15 protein-coding genes are annotated in these 19358 nt (G+C 60.7%); 7 read left to right on the forward strand and 8 right to left on the reverse strand.

The annotated features are described in order from the left end of the window. Positions 1–30: 30 nt before the first annotated feature. Together E1N52_RS19920 and E1N52_RS19925 are read left to right on the forward strand one after the other, a co-directional pair. Positions 31–2796 carry an ATP-binding protein gene (locus tag E1N52_RS19920; RefSeq protein ID WP_133184448.1) on the forward strand — a complete coding sequence of 922 codons (2766 nt, stop codon included), beginning with the start codon at positions 31–33 and terminating at the stop codon, positions 2794–2796. Between the two features lie 223 nt (positions 2797–3019). Further along, positions 3020–4636 (forward strand): hypothetical protein, encoded by a 1617-nt coding sequence (locus tag E1N52_RS19925; protein WP_246089144.1) that lies wholly within the window; start codon positions 3020–3022, stop codon positions 4634–4636. 138 nt (positions 4637–4774) lie between these two features. Here the strand turns inward: E1N52_RS19925 and E1N52_RS19930 are convergent, their stop codons facing one another. After that, positions 4775–5650 (reverse strand): LysR family transcriptional regulator, encoded by an 876-nt coding sequence (locus tag E1N52_RS19930; protein WP_133184449.1) that lies wholly within the window; start codon positions 5648–5650, stop codon positions 4775–4777. A 380-nt stretch (positions 5651–6030) separates the two neighbouring features. Then, complete coding sequence (locus E1N52_RS19940) at positions 6031–6582, reverse strand: 4-hydroxylaminobenzoate lyase (RefSeq protein ID WP_133184451.1); 552 nt, start codon at positions 6580–6582, stop codon at positions 6031–6033. A gap of 123 nt (positions 6583–6705) precedes the next feature. Between E1N52_RS19940 and E1N52_RS19945 the strand changes: the two genes are divergently transcribed. Beyond that, positions 6706–7629 carry an AraC family transcriptional regulator gene (locus E1N52_RS19945; protein WP_133184452.1) on the forward strand — a complete coding sequence of 308 codons (924 nt, stop codon included), beginning with the start codon at positions 6706–6708 and terminating at the stop codon, positions 7627–7629. Positions 7630–7656: 27 nt separating this feature from the next. Here the strand turns inward: E1N52_RS19945 and E1N52_RS19950 are convergent, their stop codons facing one another. Together E1N52_RS19950 and E1N52_RS44130 are read right to left on the reverse strand one after the other, a co-directional pair. Further along, on the reverse strand, positions 7657–8346 hold the full coding sequence (locus E1N52_RS19950; protein ID WP_133184453.1) for a hypothetical protein: 690 nt from the start codon (positions 8344–8346) through the stop codon (positions 7657–7659). Between the two features lie 644 nt (positions 8347–8990). Further along, positions 8991–9572, reverse strand: coding sequence for a hypothetical protein (locus E1N52_RS44130; protein WP_165979419.1), 582 nt, complete (start codon positions 9570–9572; stop codon positions 8991–8993). Between the two features lie 25 nt (positions 9573–9597). On the opposite strand from E1N52_RS44130, the gene E1N52_RS44135 reads away from it, so the two are divergent. After that, the gene (locus E1N52_RS44135) at positions 9598–9747 is read left to right on the forward strand and encodes a hypothetical protein (protein ID WP_165979420.1); all 150 of its coding nucleotides are present in this window, start codon (positions 9598–9600) and stop codon (positions 9745–9747) included. 584 nt (positions 9748–10331) lie between these two features. Here E1N52_RS44135 and E1N52_RS19960 read toward each other — a convergent pair. Further along, complete coding sequence (locus E1N52_RS19960; protein WP_133184454.1) at positions 10332–11687, reverse strand: metallophosphoesterase family protein; 1356 nt, start codon at positions 11685–11687, stop codon at positions 10332–10334. Between the two features lie 461 nt (positions 11688–12148). Here E1N52_RS19960 and E1N52_RS19965 point away from each other — a divergent pair, with 461 nt between their 5' ends. Next, positions 12149–13180, forward strand: a complete 1032-nt coding sequence (locus E1N52_RS19965) for a purine-nucleoside phosphorylase (RefSeq protein WP_425468097.1) — start codon at positions 12149–12151, stop codon at positions 13178–13180. 123 nt (positions 13181–13303) lie between these two features. On the opposite strand, the gene alsS is transcribed toward E1N52_RS19965, so the two are convergent. Then, positions 13304–14980: an acetolactate synthase AlsS gene (alsS, locus tag E1N52_RS19970; RefSeq protein ID WP_133184456.1), complete on the reverse strand. Its 1677-nt coding sequence runs from the start codon at positions 14978–14980 to the stop codon at positions 13304–13306. Positions 14981–14989: 9 nt separating this feature from the next. Beyond that, entirely contained in the window at positions 14990–15820 is an 831-nt protein-coding gene (budA, locus tag E1N52_RS19975; RefSeq protein WP_133184457.1) for an acetolactate decarboxylase, read from the reverse strand. Between the two features lie 631 nt (positions 15821–16451). Between budA and E1N52_RS19980 the strand changes: the two genes are divergently transcribed. Then, positions 16452–17138 (forward strand): response regulator transcription factor, encoded by a 687-nt coding sequence (locus E1N52_RS19980; RefSeq protein WP_133184458.1) that lies wholly within the window; start codon positions 16452–16454, stop codon positions 17136–17138. Between the two features lie 33 nt (positions 17139–17171). Here the strand turns inward: E1N52_RS19980 and E1N52_RS19985 are convergent, their stop codons facing one another. Continuing rightward, entirely contained in the window at positions 17172–18074 is a 903-nt protein-coding gene (locus tag E1N52_RS19985; protein WP_133184459.1) for a LysR substrate-binding domain-containing protein, read from the reverse strand. A gap of 103 nt (positions 18075–18177) precedes the next feature. On the opposite strand from E1N52_RS19985, the gene E1N52_RS19990 reads away from it, so the two are divergent. Next, positions 18178–19062 carry an alpha/beta fold hydrolase gene (locus tag E1N52_RS19990; protein WP_133184460.1) on the forward strand — a complete coding sequence of 295 codons (885 nt, stop codon included), beginning with the start codon at positions 18178–18180 and terminating at the stop codon, positions 19060–19062. Positions 19063–19358 lie beyond the last annotated feature (296 nt).

A 19358-nucleotide genomic window follows, 5' to 3' on the forward strand; every position in this document is an offset into this window, starting at 1 on the left:
GGATCCAGCGCGTGCGAGGTATATCGGACTATGGGCGGCGAGACAGTCTATCGATTTGGTGCGTTCGAGCTGCTGAGAGATCGACAACTTCTCTTCTATGCCGGGACGCCCGTGCATCTCGGAAGCAGGGCACTCTCAATACTCACTTCGCTCGTCGAAAGAGCGGGTGCGCTCGTCACAAGGGAGGAATTGATCGCCGCAGCCTGGCCGACCACGATCGTCGATGACAGCAACCTGAAGGTCAATATCGCGCATCTGCGTCGAGTGCTCGAGAAGTATGACCGGCGGCAGACCTATATCGCCAACGTCCCGGTCCGCGGCTATCGCTTCACGGAGCCCGTGAGGCAAGAGCACGTGGATACCATTACCTACAAGTCAGTGGCACGATACATACCACTTCCGACTGCGAGCCCGTTGATCGGCCGCGCGAAGGAGGTCGTGGCCGTGTGTAACGGCATCAACAAAAGCGGCTTCCTGACGATTGCGGGCGCGGGCGGCGTCGGGAAGACCTCAGTGGCGATTGCCGCTGCTCAGTGTCTGGCCAATCAGTTTTTCGACTGCGTTGCCTTCGTCGATCTCGCGACTGTCAACGATCCCCAATTCCTCGCATCGGCTACCGCGTCCGAACTCGGTATTCGCTCGGACAGTGAGGATCTGCTCGGTGCAACGATGCGATCGATCAAGGACCAGTTGATGCTGCTCGTGCTCGACAATTGCGAACACCTGATTCCCGCCGTCGCCGCAGCGGCGGAAAGGCTCGCTATGGGCCTCCCAAACGCAAAATTCCTGATCACTAGCCGTGAACCCCTGCGCTTGGCGCGGGAGCAAGTGCTCAGGATCGACCCGCTTGAGGTTCCAGCGAACGGTATCGAAGCTGGCGATATGGTCACAGTCCTCAGTTTCTCTGCTGTCGACCTGTTTGTGACGCGTGCGTCTGAAGCGTCCGGCTACAAACTCGTCGATACCGATTGCTTGACCATTGTCGATATTTGTCGCAGGCTCGATGGCATACCCCTGGCGATTGAACTCGCCGCCTCACAGACGGTGACCTACGCTCCAGCAAAGCTGCTGAGTCTGCTGAGGAATCGATTCGATCTGCTGGACCATGGCACTGACAAGGTGCCTGCGCGTCATCGGGCACTTCGCGCGACACTTGAATGGAGCTATGGGCTCCTCTCTGCGCACGAAGCAGCCATCCTTCGAGCTTTGGCCGTCTACGCTGGCGCATTCACCGTGGACGATGTCGTCGCTGTTGCGCCCGCGGCTGGTGTTCCTTCCAGTGCGGCACTTGAGGGAACAGCCGCTCTGATATCAAAGTCGCTGTTGTCCGCTGACTCGCGGGAGGACGCGCTGCACTATCGCTTCCTTGATAGTACCCGTGCGTTTGCGGCCGACCGGCTCTTCGATGACCCGAACTGCAATCAGATCAGGCAACGCCATGCGGAGCATATTTGTGTATTGCTGGAACGCTTGCAGGGCCACTGGGAAGATGACATTACGGCGGTTCGGCTAACGAATTCCGCTGGAAGAGTTGCCGATGTGCGCAGTGCTTTGACGTGGGCGTTCGGCAGCGATGGGGCAGTCGCGCTGGGCGTTCGGATCACGGTGGCGGCCATCCCGATGTGGGAGCATTTATCGCTTCTTGACGAGGGCATCGCGCACTTGTCGCGTGCGCTCTCGGAGGGGCGCGCCGCCGGATTGACCGACATTGGTGCCGAGGCGCGGCTGCAACTCGCGCTGGCAAGTTCGCTCATGTACGCGCGCGGTTTGACAAAGGCGGCGGATGACGCATGGAATCTTGCCTTGTCATTGGCGGATCGCTCAGGCGAAGTCGAATGCCGGCTGAAGGCTCACTGGGGACGTGCGGTCTACGATATTCACATCGGCCGACCGACGGATGCAGCGCATCGGCTGCACTTCTTCGGCGAACTCTGTCGAATGCTAAGCGATCAATCCGCGGCCCCAGACGGTGAACGGCTTTTGGCTGCGGCCGAGATGTACCTCGGCGATTTTCCAGCAGCGAAGGCGCGGCTGGATCGTCTGTCGGCTTTGTGTTTGGGAGGGGGAAAGCGCGTCGGCCACGCCCACTTTCAAATCAATCGCGCAGTTGCGACCAGGACTACGCTCGCAATGCTCCTATGGTTGACCGGGGAGCCTGAGAAGGCAGCTGAGCTTGCGGAGAATACCGTCCAGGAGGCGCTCTCATCGGGACACGCGCTTTCGCTGTGTAACGTGTTGTCGCTCACCGCGTGTCCGATTGCACTCTGGAGCGGCCGGATTGACGATGCTGAGCGCTATATCGACCTACTACAGCAACAGTTCGAGCGTGGCAGACTAACGCTTTGGGCACAGTCGAGTCGTTGCTTGCGAAGCGTATTGATGATTCAGCGCGGACAGCAAAACGGGATTGACTTGCTGGACCAGTCGATCTCTGATCTGCTCGTTGCCGGCTCTGCCATCCGCGCCCCGATTTACATGAGCATGCTTGCGGAAGCGCTCGCGCGGGGCGGGAGAGTCGAGGAAGCACGGGCGACGATCGAAGCAGCACTCGCGCGCGCAGCGGCGCAGCACGAGCGGTGGTGCCTGCCGGAGCTGCTGCGTGTGGACGCCGCGATCCGCTCCTTGCAGGGCGCACCCAGGAGGGCTGAGGGGCTGCTACTGGAAGCGATCGAACTCGCTGAGGAAATGGGTGCAGTCGCGTGGCGATTGCGCGCCGCTGAGGATCTTCTTGCACTACGGACTGCGCTCCGTGACAGCCGGGCGGAACCGGTTCGCGGCTTCCGATCGCTGCCATGACCGGCGCTTTTCTGACTTTCCCCAGTTGACGCCGAAACGGCCCCTTGCAGCCGAATCCGGTTGCGGCTGCAACGTACCTGTTAGTAAGTTCCAGTAAGTTTGAAAGGTCGCGGCAATCATTCCTTCATTCGGGATATCTAAAGTCGCAGCGTCGTGCCCACGTTGTGTCAGACAGAGAGCCAGAAGATTAAATCGATTTCTTCATAATATTGGGAGTCTGTACATGCAAACAATTTTCCTGCGGCCTGCGATTGCCCTCACCTTGATCGCGGCCGGCGTGGCTACCCAAGTGGCCCATGCAAGCCAGTTTCAGCCCGGCAACCTGGTCGTCAGCCGCGGCGTTTATGACAATCTGTCGAGCAACGTTCAACCGGGCACGGTGCTGCCGCCGAATTGCGCAAGCACGCAAGGCGGCTGCTCGGCAGCGACTGGCGCGACGAACGACGGTACGTTTCCGTACGTGTTCAACAACGCGATCTATGACGGGAGCTTCGGCATCACTGCACGAGCCTTCCTTGACCAGATCACGCCGGGCGGCCGGCTCGTCAACACGCTCGAGGTGCCGAACAGCATGCATCCGGGCCACGGTGGCGACCAGATGGTGACGAGCTTCTCGTCGAAGTCGGAAATGGCGCTGAACCTCTCAACGGACGGCAAGTATCTGACGTTCATGGGCTACGTCGCCCCGGTCAACGCCATCGATGTGTCCAACTCGAACACGCCGGGCGCAGTCGATCCGACCAATCCGGTCGGCGAGAACTTTTATCGGGCAGTGGCGCGTGTCGATGAAAACGGCCAGTTCAAGTTCACGGAAACGAACGCGTACAGCGGTAATAATGGCCGTGCCGCGATCCTCAACAACAGCAACGGCCAGAACATCGTCTACACGTCCGGCAACGCAGGCAACGGTGGGAACCCGCAGCCGAACGGCGTCGTACTCGGCGCCGGCGCGCAGGTGATGGACGAATCGAGGCAGCACGAAGCGCAGCAAACGCCGGGCACGCCGACGCCCGTCGGCAGCTTTTCCGTTACCGAACTTGGCGACAAGGCCGACAAGATTGGCAAGGACGACAACTTCCGCGGCCTGACAATCTACAACAACGTGCTGTACTACACGAAGGGCAGCGGCGGCAACGGCGTGAACACCGTGTACTTCCTCGATACGACAGGTACCGCATGCCCGAATGGCGTGGGCGTGCCGGCGCCGAACGCGAAGCTGCCGACCCAACCGCTCACGTATAGCGCCGCCACGCTGCAGGCCAACGGCCTGCCGAGCAACATGTGCGTGCTCCGCGGCTTCCCGACGACGTCGAACAAGGCGACGAATCCGACGCACTTCCCATTCGGCGTGTGGTTCGCGGATGCGAATACGCTGTACGTGGCGGACGAAGGCGACGGCTACGCGGGCGGTTCGGATCTGTACACGCATGCGGCCGCGCAGCAACTCGCCGGTTTGCAGAAGTGGGTGTACAACGCGAAGACGCAGAGCTGGACGCTGGCGTACACGTTGCAGAACGGCCTGAACCTCGGCAAGCCGTACACGGTGGACGGCTATCCGACCGGAGCGAACCAGGCAACAAATCTGCCGTGGGGACCGGCAACCGACGGCCTGCGTAACCTGACGGGCCGGGTCGAGGGCGACGGTACCGTGATGCTGTGGGCGATCACGTCGACTGTCAGCGGCAGCGGCGACCAGGGCGCGGACCCGAACAAGCTGGTGGCAATCCGCGACCTGGTGAAGAATACGACCGCTCCAGGCAACCGGGAGCAGTTCGTCACGGTGCGTAGCGCAGGGTTTGCAGAAGTGTTGCGCGGCGTTTCGTTCACGCCGACGCACTAAAGCCAGCATGGGCCGCTTGTCGGTCCTGGCTGGAAGCGGGGCGGCCCGGAATGTTCGGGCCGCTCTGCTGAATTAGACGCACTAGCTGGGGATTCCTCATCGATCAGGCACCGCAGAGCCAGCGTGCCGCCGCATCCACTAACCGCCTTTCATTGCGGCGCGTACGAACGCAACAAAGCGCGCCGTAACGGGATCTTTCCGAATGGAAGGCCATGCGAGCCCCACGCGCCACTTCGCCTCCTTGCCATGGAGCGGCAGTACCGTAGCATCCCGCAGCAGGTGTCGTGCGCGAGAAGGGATGAAGGCGATGCCGACTCCCGCGGCCACCGACGTAAGGACCGACTGGATGTCCTCGGCCTGCTGTGTCACTTTCGGCACAAAGCGATGCCCGGCGCACCATCGGTCGATCTGTGCAGCCAGCCCCGGCCCGCGTGGACGCAGCAGCGAGATGAAGCCGATTTCATTGAGCACGTCCAGATTCGCAGGAAGGCGTGTGTATTGAAGCTGTGGCGGCAATGCGAGCGCCAGTCCCTCGTCGACAACCTTGAACGATGACAGACCTTCCGCGGCCGGCAAGCGAAGGAAACCGGCATCCAGCTTGCCCGCCAGAAGACGGCGAGTTTGCTCTGCGGAAGAGAGGTCGCTCAGCGTGACGGCGACACCAGGATGCTGCTGTCGAAAATCGGCAATGAGTTTCGGCACGATCGTCAGTACGGACAGGCAGATCCCGATGCGCAGGTGACCATGCCGGCCGCTGCTTGCTTCTCGCGCACGCAGCAGGATTTCATCCGCGTCGCGTACGAGCGCCTGCGCATCGGCCAGGAACGTCTCGCCAAATGGCGTGAGCTGCGCACCGTGCCGACCCCGCTCGAACAGCCTGCCACCAAGGCTCGCCTCCAATGCGCCGATCTGCTTGCTAAGGGTCGGCTGGCTCATGTGCAGCGCATCCGCCGCGCGACTGAAATGGCGCAGTTCGGTGACCGTCAGAAACGTCCTCAGTAATTTCAGTTCCATTCGGAAAAGTAATCATTTTGGTAAGAACATTCATTTTACTGATTGACAGGCAAGGAGTTCAATACAGACGTCTCCCACTCGAAAATCACTCGCAATGCCAACCCGAAACTTGACGACTGACCGCCCCCGGACGGCGCCTGAATCTGACGCCATCGGCAAGACGGCGGTCGACAGCGAGTCCGATGCGACCTTGGTCAGCAACTCCGGTTCGCGTAAAGGGCGCAGTCGCCGTGCGCGCTTCGGCGACGTGACGCACGAGACACAACCTCGCGCAGCGACAGGTGCGATCGCCATAAGCTTTGCTGTCGTTTCTCGCAGGCACTGGCCGCGTTGAGCACAACTGTGTTCGAAAAGCGGCACGTGATCGGTCCATGAACACTTCAGCGCCGCGGCGGCTTGACGTCGAAGGCAATGCGTCCCGCAGGCAGAAAAGTGAGCGAGACGACGGCACCGCCCTTGACTTCAGGAAAGTGATGGCTGCCCGGCGCGGGTGCTGTCCAGCCGCCATAGCACCAGCCATTCGGACCGGCGAGCGCCGCGCCTTCATTGAGCGGCACCACCAGATTGATCTCGCCATAGGGGTGCAAATGATAGTCGGCGCGGAAGCTGCCTTCCGGGTTGTCCTGGGTGTTGTCCGTGCTGTCCAGCAGCACCGCGGTGGCGCTGAAGAAGTGCGTCTCCGCGCTCGGCACGACAACTCGTGAGCGACGATAGCGCGGACCCGCGATCTCAGTGTCGGCTGCCCAGCCTTCCTTAACGCCGGCGGTAATGAGTCGCGACAGATCCCCGTATAACGCGCTTTCAACGCCATATTTCGCATTCAGCCATTGCTCGACCTCAGGGCTTGCGGTCATGTCCTTGATCTCATGCAGCAAGGGGATAAAACGCGCGACAAGTTCGTCACGGGTGGTTGCAAATTGGGTCTGAGACATTCTGGACCTCGCTCCTGTGTGCGTCGGCGGCGGCAGTGGTTGGGAGCGGCCATTCTTGCTCATGACGTACGTTCAATCCATAATCAATCGATCGTATTTTCTATTGAATCGTACAAATCTCTGATGGACCCGCTTTCCGATGTGTTCTCGCTGCTGAAAGTCAAAAGCGTGCTCTCGGCGCGCTTTGAGGCAGCCGGTCCGTGGGCCCTGAGATTTCCCGCCTATCGTCATGTGAAGTTCGGCGGTGTCATCAAGGGCGCTCGATGGGTATGGATTGAAGGCGTCACCGCGCCCGCAAAAATGGAGGAGGGAGACTTTTGTCTCCTCACCGACGGATCGCCTTACTGTTTTGCCAGTGACCCCACTGTGGAAATGCAAGACGGAGACAAGCTGTTTGCCAGGCACGTGGGTGCGGACGGAATCGTTCGCTATGGACAGGGAGACATGTGCACGATCAGCGTCGGCGGGACGTTCGAATTCGATGGAGACATGAGCGGCCTGTTGCTCAATATCTTGCCCCCGCTTGTCCTCGTTTCCGCGGATTCTGCGGATGCCAGGTCGCTGCGTGCGGCCCTTGAATTGATCAGGACAGAGACAGAATCAGTCCGGCCCGGAGCGGCAGCGATGGCGGGCAGCCTCGCAAATATTGTGCTCGTGAACATCCTGCGAGCGCATCTTGCCGCTAGTTCGGGGTCCACCGGCTGGCTAGGCGCGTTGTCGGATCCAAGGATCGGCTCCGCGCTAAAGATGGTGCATGAAGACATGGCTCGTCGGTGGAAGGTGGACGAATTGGCGTCGAAAGTCGGCATGTCGCGCACCGCGTTCATCGAGCGCTTTAAAGACCTCGTGGGATTGCCTCCACTGGAATATCTGATTCGCTGGCGCATGACGATTGCGAGAGATGCCTTGAAGACGGGCAATGAAAATCTCGCGAGCATCGCCGCCGCCGTTGGCTACGCATCCGAGACCTCTTTTAGTTCGACGTTCAAAAGGACGTTTGGTCAGAGCCCCAGCCGGTATCGATCGCAAGTGCGAAGCAAGGGTTGAATGCATCCGGCACAGCACTTTCAAGCGTCACGGAGCAAGTGAGAAAGCACTCAATTCGGAAGTGCGGGTCAGCAGCGTTTGATGATCGAGATACAACGCGTAATCCGACTTGATGACCTCTTTGACGCTTGGCGCATACCAGTAGGTTTCGGTGAACGGTGCATCGTACAAACGATCGAGCTGCTTGGCGTTCACCCCATGGCTTACTATTTTGTAGGCGTCAAATGAACCGGCAAGTACCTGTACCCGCTCGAATGCAACGATCTCATCGTGGCCGCTGACGTCAATCGTTCCGAACGCGAAATGCCGGACATGATGAAAGTCCCAGCTCTTGCCCACACTCATTGGGAAACTCAGGGTTCCATTGCTCGGCTCGTACGTTGTTCCGTTGCCATCTCGCGTGAGGTTCCCCTGATTGTCGTAATGGACCTCCTTCGGTCGGCCGCCGTTCCACGAGGAGGACATCGTCGTCTGCGTCCCTGTTACCGCGATTACTGTCATGACAAGTGGGGTCCCGGGCGTGGAGCCTGTTCGCCCCCATATAAATGTCCACGTGTCACCCACTTTGTAGCTCGGCGCGGTGGCCGTGGGCGTGCCTCGCGCACGTTCTGGCTCCTGCGCTGCCGGGGGATTCGTCAGGCAGCCGAGCAACATTGCGGCATAGCAGGACTGCCGCATCAGGAACGACAGGTCTGCCGTCACGCCGTGGACTTTCATGGGTGACCTCCCGAGCGCGATGACACACGAAGACCTGGCGTCGTGGGTTGGATATTCTTTTCATTATTGTGCTTTGCTGCCAAAAAACTGCGACCTCGAAGACATTGGCACTCTGGTCATGTCTTCGAGGTCGTGGACGAGGTCGTCCGTGACGTCTGTCGTGCACCCGGTGTTGATCCGGGCGAGCAGGGCGGAGGTGGCGATCTGCCGATCAAAAAGAGCAGCCAGGGCAAGCGGCTCGCAAACTCGCACCGGGGCGGGTGCTTACGAGCCGCTGTGGCGGCTCGGCGTGGCAACCATCCTTGATCACTTCATAGGCCCGTTGGGGGTCAGGATAGGCGGTTCATCACCGCCGGTATCCACCGCGAAGCCGCCCCAGGGGCCCGTACCGATGTTCATGCCGGTGCCCCCCGGCGGGCTGTAGTCGGTGCTAATCGGCACGGCGGCCGCCGCGCTGCGAGCGCCGGTCCCCGCGCCAGTGACGCCTGGCGAGCCGTAGCCGCCATCCGAGGCCGCCACCGCCCGGGCGTTCATGTTGCCGCCCGCACCCGTTGCGGTCGGTGGGCTGTAAGTTGCCGGCGTGGCGCTCGCTCTGGCGTTTGCTGCTGGCGCAGTTCGGGGCACTATCGCGATCGTGTTCGACCTCATGCGCAACCTGGCGAACATGCTTCCCAGGACGCTGGCCGATGCCATGCCTGGGCCGCCTGCGCTCGCGTTACCACCGCCGGCGGTGCCTCCACCTGCGTTTCCTGTGCCTGAATTGCCTGTGCCTGAATTGCCTGTGCCTGAATTGCCTGTGCCTGAACTGCCCGCGCCGGAGCTACCGGCACCCGAACTACCCGCACCGTGGCCGCCCCCTCCCGAACCCGAACCCGCGCCGCCGGAACCCGCACCAGCGCCACCCGAACCAGCACCCGCGCCGCCCGAACCAGCGCCAGCGCCACCCGAACCGGTACCGCTGCCTCCCGAGCCGGCACCATTGCCGCCGGCGCCCGCACCTGCACCGTTACCACCCACGCCTGCGCCTGCGCCAGCACCGGCTCCAGCGCCATTGCCACCTGCGCCTGCGCCGACGCCCGCACCGGCTCCAGCGCCGTTGCCACCCACACCTGCGCCGACGCCCGCACCGGCTCCAGCGCCGTTGCCACCCACACCTGCGCCTGCGCCCGCGCCCACTCCAGCACCATTGCCACCCACGCCTGCACCGACGCCCGCACCGGCTCCATTGCCGTTGCCGCCCGAACCCGCACCATGGCCGCCGCCGTTGCCATTGCCGTTACCGCCGCCATTGCCATTGCCATTGCCATTGCCGCCGGCACCCGCGCCCCCACCGTGGCCACCACCACCGTTGCCGCCGCCATTGCCACCCGCCGCCGCATAAGCCGCACCGGTCAGCGCTAAAACCACCACCCATGTCGCCGTGTGTTTCGTCGCCAGGTTCATCGTCCGCCCCTTTCCTCGTACAAACCGCTTCGAAAGTGCGCCGGTGCAGCGCACAAACTCTGCGCGTACGCCAACAGCCGCGTCGCGCATACGATGTGCCACGGCGTCGGAGAGGAATTGATACTACTAAGGAGAACGACGAACAATTTGATGCGATGCCCGATGCGGCCGGGGTGATCCTGTCGTTGCATCGCCGTCTGCCACACTCAACTCTTTTGAGCAGGCGATTGGTGCGGAACTGCTACTCGGTCCAGGTACCTCCGTGTGTAAAGTTGGCATCAGCAAAATCCCCAGGCGTCCCGCACAGATCCGACCACAAGTCGCGGGTGGGATCCATGTCGAGTGCTTGGTTTGAATAAGAGTCTTTATCAACCTCAGGAAAGGCAAGATCCGTGCGCAGAAACCAGAGAGCAGGCATTCGTGACGGCCTGATCATGCTCGCGAGGCGATTCGCTTGACGCGATGGCCGCGGCTAAAACATACGAATAGCGCTGTGGTCATCGCGTCTGCTGATTGGTAACTCACCCGCGCTGACCTCCCGATCAGCGCCTCGCTTTCTCGCTTTGCGCGAATTCACGGATACGCGTGGCCAGCTCGGGTATGCCGGCATTGCGGGCCACGTAATGAGAAAGCTGGCGGGTGTCCAGATCGACGGTCACCTGGTCGTCGGGCGCCTTGGTATACGGTCCGTCGACGGCGGCGTGATATTCGATCCTCAACTGGGTTGCGTTCGCGACGATGCGCAAATAGCCATAGTTCTGGTCGTCGTAGTTTTCGATGACAACGGCATCCGTGTCCTTCGAGGCGGCCTGGATCAGCTGCGGTGCACGAAGCGGCGGCTGTCCGTTGGTGGTCAGTCGCTGTACGTTGTGTCCGCCGTTGCCGCACACAATGTACGGAATGTGGGTGCCGTCGGGACGTGTGCGTGTAAAGCGCTGATAGTTGTGTGCGTGTCCCGCAAGATCGGCATGGGGCCACACGCCCACCTCGTCGCAGATCGCATCGATCTGCTGCTGCATCTCGACACTCCAGCCGTGACGTCCGCGCGCGACATAGGGCGGATGATGATGCGCGAACAGTAACGCGCCCGTATAGCCTTCCTTTTTCACCCGCGTCAGCGCGGCCTTGAGAAACTTCAGCTGGCTGTTGCCGATGTCGCTGTTCGAAATCACGCCAGGATCTTCGAGTGTATTGCTATACAACGCGAGAATGCGCACGAACGGCGCTTCGAATGTAAAGAAGACTCCCGGTTGAATTTGCGCGGTACGTGAAAGATTGCCTGCATCGGGAGAGACCTCAAAGCAGTCGGAGCAGAAGTTCCGCAGAAACGCCTGCAGACTCTTCTCATGCTGCAAAGGCGAGATCATCCCGTCATGATTGCCCGCGACTGCGAGGATCGGTGCGTGATAGTCGCGATAGGGCTCGTAGAACTGATCGTAGTAGTACTGCGCTTCGCCGAAACTGTAGACGATGTCGCCCAGCAGAAAATTGAATTGCGGTACTTCGGCTGGATCGGTTTCGTCGAAGTCGCTGACCATCTTGTCGGAGACTTCGTTCTGTGTTTTCGGGCCTCGGGTACTGCCGCAATCGCCCGTTGAGTGGAAAACGATCTGTCCGTTAGCGTTGATCTGGTCGAGGATGGTCTGATCGTTGTTAATCACGTTCGCGAATGTCAGGCGGGGCTCGACGCCGCCGCGCGGCGCAGGAAACGGAAGGGCCTTGAGTTTGTGCTCGCGATTGAGTTCGTCGATGATTCTGTAGGCCGCCACATCGGATGCGTGCCTGACGATGAAGGTTTGCGGATCTGGCGTAGGCTGGGGCTGCGAGAAAACCGGTGCGGCGAGAACGCGGTCGCTGCCACCGCTGGCGGCCGTTCGAACTGAGCGCTTCTTTGGCATGTTCTATTTCCTCCAATCGCGGTTAAAAGGCGGGACCGCGTTCGACCGCCGACGGGGCTTGCTACATGCAGCGCAGTCGTGCTGCACGATGACCGTCGACAGTTGCGTGGTCCCTTGCCGAATGCTCCGAGTGAGACGACGGTTCGAGGCAGAGGTTCAGTCGCAGTCGTTGCAGGTCGTAACAGAGGAAACGGATCGTCACCGACCCGCCGATATAGCCGCCGTACCTGGCCGTGTCGTCGCTGTCGACAATAGCGGCCGTTTGCCAATACCGTTTTTTTTCTCCGTTTATACTCGCTGTCGCCTGATTGGCTCACGCCCAGGTCCCACGCTGCACGCCGAGAAAAAACACGACGCCAGTCGACAACACGGCACGCGACTTACGTTTCGCAACCGCGGTTCTTACATAACGGGTGGGACCTATTATGCTAAATCGTGCTTTTGGCGCAGTGATTTCATCGATGCTCGTGGTCGGCGCCGCCGCTGCACCATCCATCGCGCATGCCGACGACAGCTTCGCGCAGGACGACGGCGCGTCGCATGGGCGAGCGGTCAAGGTGATGATCATTTCGATGTTCGGTCCGGAAGGCCAGGTGTGGCTGGATCATCTCGGACCGTGGCAGGACATCACCGTCGCGGGTCTGTCCCCTGACTATCCGGCCGTGCATTGCAACCGGCAGGATGTCTGCGTGATGACGACAGGCATGGGGCACGCGAACGCCGCCGCGTCGATCATGGCGCTGACGTTCTCGCCGCGTTTCGATCTACGCCATACGTATTTCATGGTGGCGGGCATCGCGGGTATCGATCCGCTTCAGGGGACCGTCGGTTCCGCTGCCTGGGCGAACTGGCTCGTCGACTTCGGCATTCAGTGGGAGATCGACGGACGCGAAATTCCGTCGGGCTGGAACACCGGCTATCTCGGCATCAACACGACGGGCCCGACGCAGAAGCCGCCGCTCGACTATCGCACCGAGGTGTTCCAGCTAAATCCGGCGCTTACGAATGCGGCATTCGCGCTGTCGCGCAACGTGACGCTCACCGACGACGCACAGGCGCAGGCCGCACGCGCCAAATACAGCTATGCGCCTGCAAACCGTCCTCCGACCGTGATCCAGTGCGACACGCTGGCAGGCGATACCTGGTGGTCGGGCACCGACCTCGGCGAGCGTGCGCGGCAATGGACGAAGATCCTGACCGACGGCAAGGGCACTTATTGCACGACGCAGCAGGAAGACAACGCCACCTTCGAGGCGCTGACGCGCGCGGCGACCGTGCATCGCGTCGACCTGAACCGTGTCGCGGTGCTGCGTGCCGGCTCGGACTTCGACCGGCCGTACGCAGGTCAATCGAGCGCGGACAATCTGCTCAACTACGCGTCGCAAGGCGGCTTCACGATCGCGATCGACAATCTGTTCCTCGCAGGCAATCCGCTAGTGCAGGACATCGTCACGCATTGGGGTGAATGGCGCAACGGCGTGCCGCAGCGGTAGCGCATCGGTCGTTGCGGGTATCGGCGCGGGAAAATTGATGGTGACTTTCTCGCTCACACGATACCCGCAACCGTCCATCGACTGCTGCACGAAAGGCTCTGTGGAGCCAAACGCGAACTGACGTTAGTGGATGCTGTCTGCGTTTAGCATTTCAAACAGCTGATAGTTGTCGCGATAGTCCACATGAACCCCGACGATCACGGGCCCTGCCGTGTCGAAAGCCGTCTTCATGACGGAAGGGATCTCGTCCGGCTTATTGATCATGAGGCCTTTTGCGCCGAAGGCTTCAGCGTATTTCAGATAGTCGACAGGACCAAAGTCGGTTCCCGAAGATCTTCCGTACTTGAGCTTTTCCTGCGTTGCTACCATGTCGTATGTGCCGTCTATCCAGACCATGTGCACGATGTTCGCCTTGAGTCGAACGGCTGTTTCCAGTTCCATCGAGGAATAGAGGAATCCGCCGTCACCGGAAATGGACAGTACCTTTTCGTGAGGACGGACGATCGAGGCGGCGATCGCCCACGGCAGCGCGACGCCCAACGTCTGCTGGCCGTTGGTGATGAGTACCTGCCGCGGCCTGAAGCTGTATAAATGGCGTGCGATCCACAGATGGAAAGAGCCCATGTCCAGACATACGGTGATGTCGTCCCTGACAAACTGCTGCAGTTCGTGGACAAGCCGAAGTGGATGGACAGGCGTGCCGTTGCGGGCGGCGGAGTCCCTGGCGAGTTGAAGGCGCTCTGCCTGGATCAATTCGAGAATCCCCGATGACATTGCCGACTTTCCGGCGCGATCGACCAGCGACGTCAGCGCCTGAAGCGTCTGCGCAATGTCACCCGTCAACTCCACATAAGGACAATAGGAATTGTCGAGGTCCGCGGGAAGCACATCGACATGGACAATCCTGCGCTGCTTGCCCTTGTTCCACAACGCAGGCCAATACTCCACCGGGTCGTAGCCAATCGTGATGACGAGGTCGGCGGAATCGAGCAGTCGATCCGCTGGCTGATTGGCAAGCTGACCGACCCTGCCGCCAAAATTGCTGAACATCAACGCACCAACGGCACCGGCCGCCTGGAACGTGCCGACCACCGGGAGGTTGCCTTTGCCGATGAACGCCTGCAGGGCGTCAGCGTTCGCGGGCTTGCTGGCCAGCATGCCGAGCAATACCACGGGCGTCGACGCCGCGTTGATCAGCCTGGCAGCCTCCCTGATTGCTGCGCTGTCGGCCAGACCCAGGCCTGCAAATGCAGGAGGCAGCAGAGGCGCATTGGCACAGGGTTTGGCCATCACATCCTTGGGCAAGTTGACGTAAGCCGCCCCAGGGCGGCCATCTTCGGCGGCCCTGAAGGCATTGGCCATGACCTCGTTGATCTGCTCGGGTGCACCGACCGTGGCGCTGAACTTCGTCACCGGTTTCAGGATGGATACGGCGTCCATGGTCTGGTGAATCTGTTTGAGCGCTTCGTCTGCGGCCACCGCACCACCGAGGGCAACCACGGGGTCTCCTTCCGAGTTGGCCGTCGCGAGGCCAGTTACGAGGTTGGAGATGCCCGGACCGGAAGTCGCGATGGCAACACCGGCTGTGCCTGTCATGCGTCCAATGCCCCCAGCGATGAAGGCGGCGTTCTGCTCGTGTCGGCAAACGACGGTCTCGATCTTCGAGTCGACCAGCGCGTTGAAGACCGCATCGATCTTGGCACCAGGTACGCCGAACACGTGCGTGACGCCGTGTGCCTCCAGAGCGCTGACGATCAGGTCGGCGCCAATATGCTGTGCATCTGCAGGTTTTCCGTTCATGGCAATCTCTCAATGGGCTTGTTCGGCGTAGGCGAGTTCCTCGGCGGTGTTCTTGCCGAGGTCGGCTTTCAGGAATGCTTCGGATTCCGGCAATGCCAGATGGAAGCTCGTCAACGCTTCAATTCGAAGTCGAAGCGGGCCCGCGCAAACATCCAGAAGATGTCCGCCGTGCTGGCGATCGCTGGACAGAAAGTGAAAGTGATACCCGGCAACACTGAATGCGCTCGAGAAGCCGGGCGACCACAGGCCAACGAGTGTTCCATCGATCGATTCGAAATGAAATTCGGTCTGTGCCTTCGCCGCATCGGCGAGGCGCGTACCTGGCTCCGGAGGATTGACGGCGCGAGTCCGAATGTGTTGGAAGTGCCCATCCACCCGAATCGCATAGAAGATGTTGCCCGACGTGCGATAGCGATCGCAGCACATCTCCAGTTCCTTGAAGCTGGAAACGGGAGCCGACTCTTCGTCGATTTGCGGCGAGAACCGGGTTACCACTGCGAAGGGGACTCCGGCTTCGTTGCTCGCTTCCGAGACGTGACCGTTGCCCTGAACCTGATACGAGCGCCCATCGAGTACCACCATTTCTCCATCCAGGTTAGCAAAAGTACCGAGACCGAAATCACCGTGTTCGAGAACAGATTTAACGCAGACCTCGGCGTCGAATACGCCCGCGACCAAGGCCCCCGAAGTCGAAACCTGAAACAGCGTATGTACCGTTACATCCAGGTATTGGGATAGGGCGGCCGTAAGAATAGAGGAATACGTTCTTCCTGTTCTTGCGTGTTCGTGATCCAGTGCGGCCTTCAGCGAATTCGGGATGCTGGCGGACAAAGATATCATTTAGCACACCTTTAATAATGAAATGAACTTCCCCGGTCCGGGAGACTGTCTGGTTAGCTTTCAGTCAGGAAGCAATCCACAATTGAACCGCGGCACGAACCAGGAACACGGAACGAATGCGTGAGCGGGATACCTTTGTTCGATGATTGGCGCTCAGCTTATTGGAGCGCCAGAAAGAAATAAATTGTACGTTGGTATAAACGGCAATCGATCCATCACTTCGGATCGGCTCTGGTCAAGCGAGCGGGGAGATGACGCACAAACCGCAAGGGTTGGACGCGCGTACTATCGAGCGTTCTTCTTCCGGCATAGGGTAACAAAAACCGCTTGACAGTCTATCTAGCGGTAGATATGGTAAAGCTCATGCACCGAGGCGATCGAACATCGCCTTTTTTCGGGTCCGAACATCTATCTTTCAATAGATAGATGAATGAGGAGTATCGAAGGGCGGATACGAGGGCGGCGTGTACGGCAACCGTTGTGCCGTCGACGGCAACAGCGCAGGCGGCAATAGGCTGGTAATAGGCCGGTTATCGGGGCTTGGCGAATCCGAACGCGAGACTCGCGAAATTGAAGCGATCGTGATCGCGTCAGTCGGATGATTCATTTAGTTATACAAATGGAGTTCGCAATGGCACGAGCCTATCCCGTCGAACGCGAATTGGAATCGCCGCCGGCGAGCGCCACGCCGGAAGTCTTTGTCGTCGACGATGACCTTTCGGTGCGCAAGTCACTCGATGCGATGATCCGCTGTGCCGGCTACAAGCCGAAAACGTTCGCCTGCGCGTACGACTTTCTCGGGCATCCGCCCACCAGGGGGCCGAATTGCTTGGTACTGGAGGTCTGTCTTCCCGATCTCAGCGGCCTCGAGCTGCAGAATCTGATTGCTTCCGAGCGTACCGGCATGCCGATCATCTTCATCACCGGCAACGGCGATGTGCCGACGACGGTCCGGGCCATGAAAGCGGGCGCGATCGAATTTCTCACCAAGCCCTTTGACGATCAGGTCATGCTCGATGCCATCCTGTACGCAATCGAGCGTAGCCGCGCTGCATTGAGCGAAGAGGCCGAGATGAAGGCGATCCATGAGCGCTACGCCGCGCTCAGTCAACGCGAGCGCGAGGTGATGGCGTTGGTGGTGACGGGCCTGATGAACAAGCAAGTGGGAGGCGAATTGGGCATCTGCGAGATTACAGTGAAGGTGCACCGCAGGCACGTCATGAGAAAGATGAACGCCGGCTCGCTCGCTGAACTGATAAGCATGGCCGCAAGACTTCATCCTTGCCGTGTGCGAGCGGCAGGCGCAACGTCTCGTTGACCGTGTCGCCGCGCGACACAAACGACGGACCGGTCACCCGCGAACTGCGCGTGCCCTGAAGCGGCCCTGCTGGCCCGCGCGGCGTGCTGCATCGATCAAAGCCGCACAGGCCGGCGAGTCGGAGCGAGAAAACGCGTAGAAACGCACAACCGGCAATGCAGGCAGTCCTTCGTTGCGACCCAACAGGCGCAAGCCTTCGACTCGCTGACTATCGGCGATGACCGTGACTGCAAAACCCGAGCTCGCCGCCGACAGGCAGCCCGCCATGCTGCTGCTCTCGAACACCAGGCGCCACGCTCGACCGGCCTTGTTGAGTGCGGTGATCGCCGACTCCCGATAAATACAGGGATCGGGGAAAACGGCCAGCGGCAGCGGCTGGTCAAGATCGAGGGTCTCGTCTTCCGCGTACGTCCAGACTAGCGGCTCTTCCCAGAGCAGCGTGCCGCCTTTTCCGACGCGGCTGCATTGCTTGCCGAACACGAGATCCAGACGACCGCGTTCCTGCTGGCGCAACAGATCGGCTGTGATGCCGACTTTCAGGTCGATGGTCGCTTCGGGATGCTGCTGGCGAAAACGCTGCAAGACCTGAGGCAGCCAGGTGCCGGCGAAATCCTCCGATGCACCGACTCGCAGCAGCCCACGCAGCGGCGTGCCGCGTAGTTTCGCGCGGACCTCGCGTTCCAGATCCAGGATGTTTCGGCCGTAGGCGTACAAGGTGTCGCCGGCCTGCGTCAACTCCAGATGGCGGGTCGTGCGTATCAGTAGGCCTACGCCCGCGATCTGTTCCAGGCGCTTGATATGTCCGCTCACGGCCGAAGGGGTCAGCGCCAGACGCTCGGCGGCCGTGGCAAAGCTGCCGCTGTCCACGACTTCAAAAAAGGTGCGCAGCAACACGGTATCGAGCGGAACACCGTCGGCAGTAGGCAGAATGTCCATTAGCTCATTCAACACGAAAAATCACCAATGATCAGTGATTATTCACTAATCGGCACGAGGCGTCGAGCTATCGTGGGACTTCGCTGTCTACACGAGGAAAACCATGAACACCTACCACCACGCCGCCACCGGGCGCCTCGATATCGCCTGGCTCGAATGGAACCCGCACGGCGCGCGCACAGCCGTGGTGCTCCACGGCTGGCCGGACAGCCCGCAGTGCTGGAAACGCGTCGCGCCCATTCTGGCCGATTCGGGTTACCGCGTGCTTGCGCCGGCATTGCGCGGGTTTGCGCCCACCCGGTTTCGCGATACGGCCACACCGCGTAGCGGGCAGTTGTCCGCATTGGGCCGCGATCTTCTTGATTTCCTCGACGTGTTGGGCATCGAGCAGCCGGTATTGGTCGGCCATGATTGGGGCGCACGCGCGGTAGCGAATGCGTGCGGCCTGCGAGACGGTGTGGCTTCTCATCTGGTGATGCTATCCGTGGGATACGGCACGAATGATCCGCACCAGGTACTGACCCTGCAGCAGGTGCGCAATTACTGGTATCACTGGTTCATGGCCACGCCGCGAGGCGCACGTGTGGTGCGGGAGGAACGTGAGGCGTTCACCCGGCAGATGTGGGATACCTGGGCGCCAGCCGGCTGGTATGCGCCGGCCGACTTCGACGAAGCGGCGCAGGCATTCGAGGGCGACGATTGGGCCGAGGTCGTGCTCCATGGCTACCGGCACCGTTGGGGCTTTGTCGATGGTGACCCTGCCTATGCAGAGGATGAGGCGCGTCTGAATCCCGCACCGAAGTTGTCGGTGGCAACGCTGGTGCTGCACGGTGGCGCGGACACTTGCAACCATCCCGACACTTCCAGCGGGCGCGAGGCTTATTTCCTTGGGCGGTATGAGCGGAAGGTACTCGATGGCGTAGGCCACTTTCCGCAGCGCGAGGCGCCCGAGGACGTTGCGGATGCGATTCTGCGGTTTTGTCGATGAGGCTTGAGCGGAGAGGGTGAGCGTTTGTCGGCGGGCGGCGCGCGACTCAAATCGGGTCGTCTGCATCGCCGCCGGCGCAAGCTGCGAGGAATCGATGCGCAACTTCACACAGCCAGGCATTTGCTATCGGCCGATCGCGGATTTCGAGTATCCGTGTCATCTCGCATTGGCCAGCAGGCGGCGAGAGCTTTCCCCCGCCGTTCGCGCGTTCGTGAAGGAATCCCTCGCGCTGTTCACCGATCGCGCGTTATCAGACCCAGCTTGAATTGAACTCACGGGCCTGGAGGTGACGTTCC

This window comes from Paraburkholderia guartelaensis, assembly GCF_004353905.1.
GTDB lineage: Bacteria > Pseudomonadota > Gammaproteobacteria > Burkholderiales > Burkholderiaceae > Paraburkholderia > Paraburkholderia guartelaensis.

Excerpts from the sequence above, each read along its gene's own strand:
- E1N52_RS19920 (WP_133184448.1), top strand. The coding sequence starts at position 31 with ATGGGCGGCGAGACAGTCTATCGATTTGGTGCGTTCGAGCTGCTGAGA.
- E1N52_RS19925 (WP_246089144.1), top strand. The coding sequence starts at position 3,020 with ATGCAAACAATTTTCCTGCGGCCTGCGATTGCCCTCACCTTGATCGCG.
- E1N52_RS19930 (WP_133184449.1), bottom strand. The coding sequence starts at position 5,650 with ATGGAACTGAAATTACTGAGGACGTTTCTGACGGTCACCGAACTGCGC.
- E1N52_RS19940 (WP_133184451.1), bottom strand. The coding sequence starts at position 6,582 with ATGTCTCAGACCCAATTTGCAACCACCCGTGACGAACTTGTCGCGCGT.
- E1N52_RS19945 (WP_133184452.1), top strand. The coding sequence starts at position 6,706 with ATGGACCCGCTTTCCGATGTGTTCTCGCTGCTGAAAGTCAAAAGCGTG.
- E1N52_RS19950 (WP_133184453.1), bottom strand. The coding sequence starts at position 8,346 with ATGAAAGTCCACGGCGTGACGGCAGACCTGTCGTTCCTGATGCGGCAG.
- E1N52_RS44130 (WP_165979419.1), bottom strand. The coding sequence starts at position 9,572 with ATGGAGCCGGTGCGGGCGTCGGTGCAGGCGTGGGTGGCAATGGTGCTG.
- E1N52_RS44135 (WP_165979420.1), top strand. The coding sequence starts at position 9,598 with ATGGCCGCCGCCGTTGCCATTGCCGTTACCGCCGCCATTGCCATTGCC.
- E1N52_RS19960 (WP_133184454.1), bottom strand. The coding sequence starts at position 11,687 with ATGCCAAAGAAGCGCTCAGTTCGAACGGCCGCCAGCGGTGGCAGCGAC.
- E1N52_RS19965 (WP_425468097.1), top strand. The coding sequence starts at position 12,149 with ATGCTCGTGGTCGGCGCCGCCGCTGCACCATCCATCGCGCATGCCGAC.
- alsS (WP_133184456.1), bottom strand. The coding sequence starts at position 14,980 with ATGAACGGAAAACCTGCAGATGCACAGCATATTGGCGCCGACCTGATC.
- budA (WP_133184457.1), bottom strand. The coding sequence starts at position 15,820 with ATGATATCTTTGTCCGCCAGCATCCCGAATTCGCTGAAGGCCGCACTG.
- E1N52_RS19980 (WP_133184458.1), top strand. The coding sequence starts at position 16,452 with ATGGCACGAGCCTATCCCGTCGAACGCGAATTGGAATCGCCGCCGGCG.
- E1N52_RS19985 (WP_133184459.1), bottom strand. The coding sequence starts at position 18,074 with ATGGACATTCTGCCTACTGCCGACGGTGTTCCGCTCGATACCGTGTTG.
- E1N52_RS19990 (WP_133184460.1), top strand. The coding sequence starts at position 18,178 with ATGAACACCTACCACCACGCCGCCACCGGGCGCCTCGATATCGCCTGG.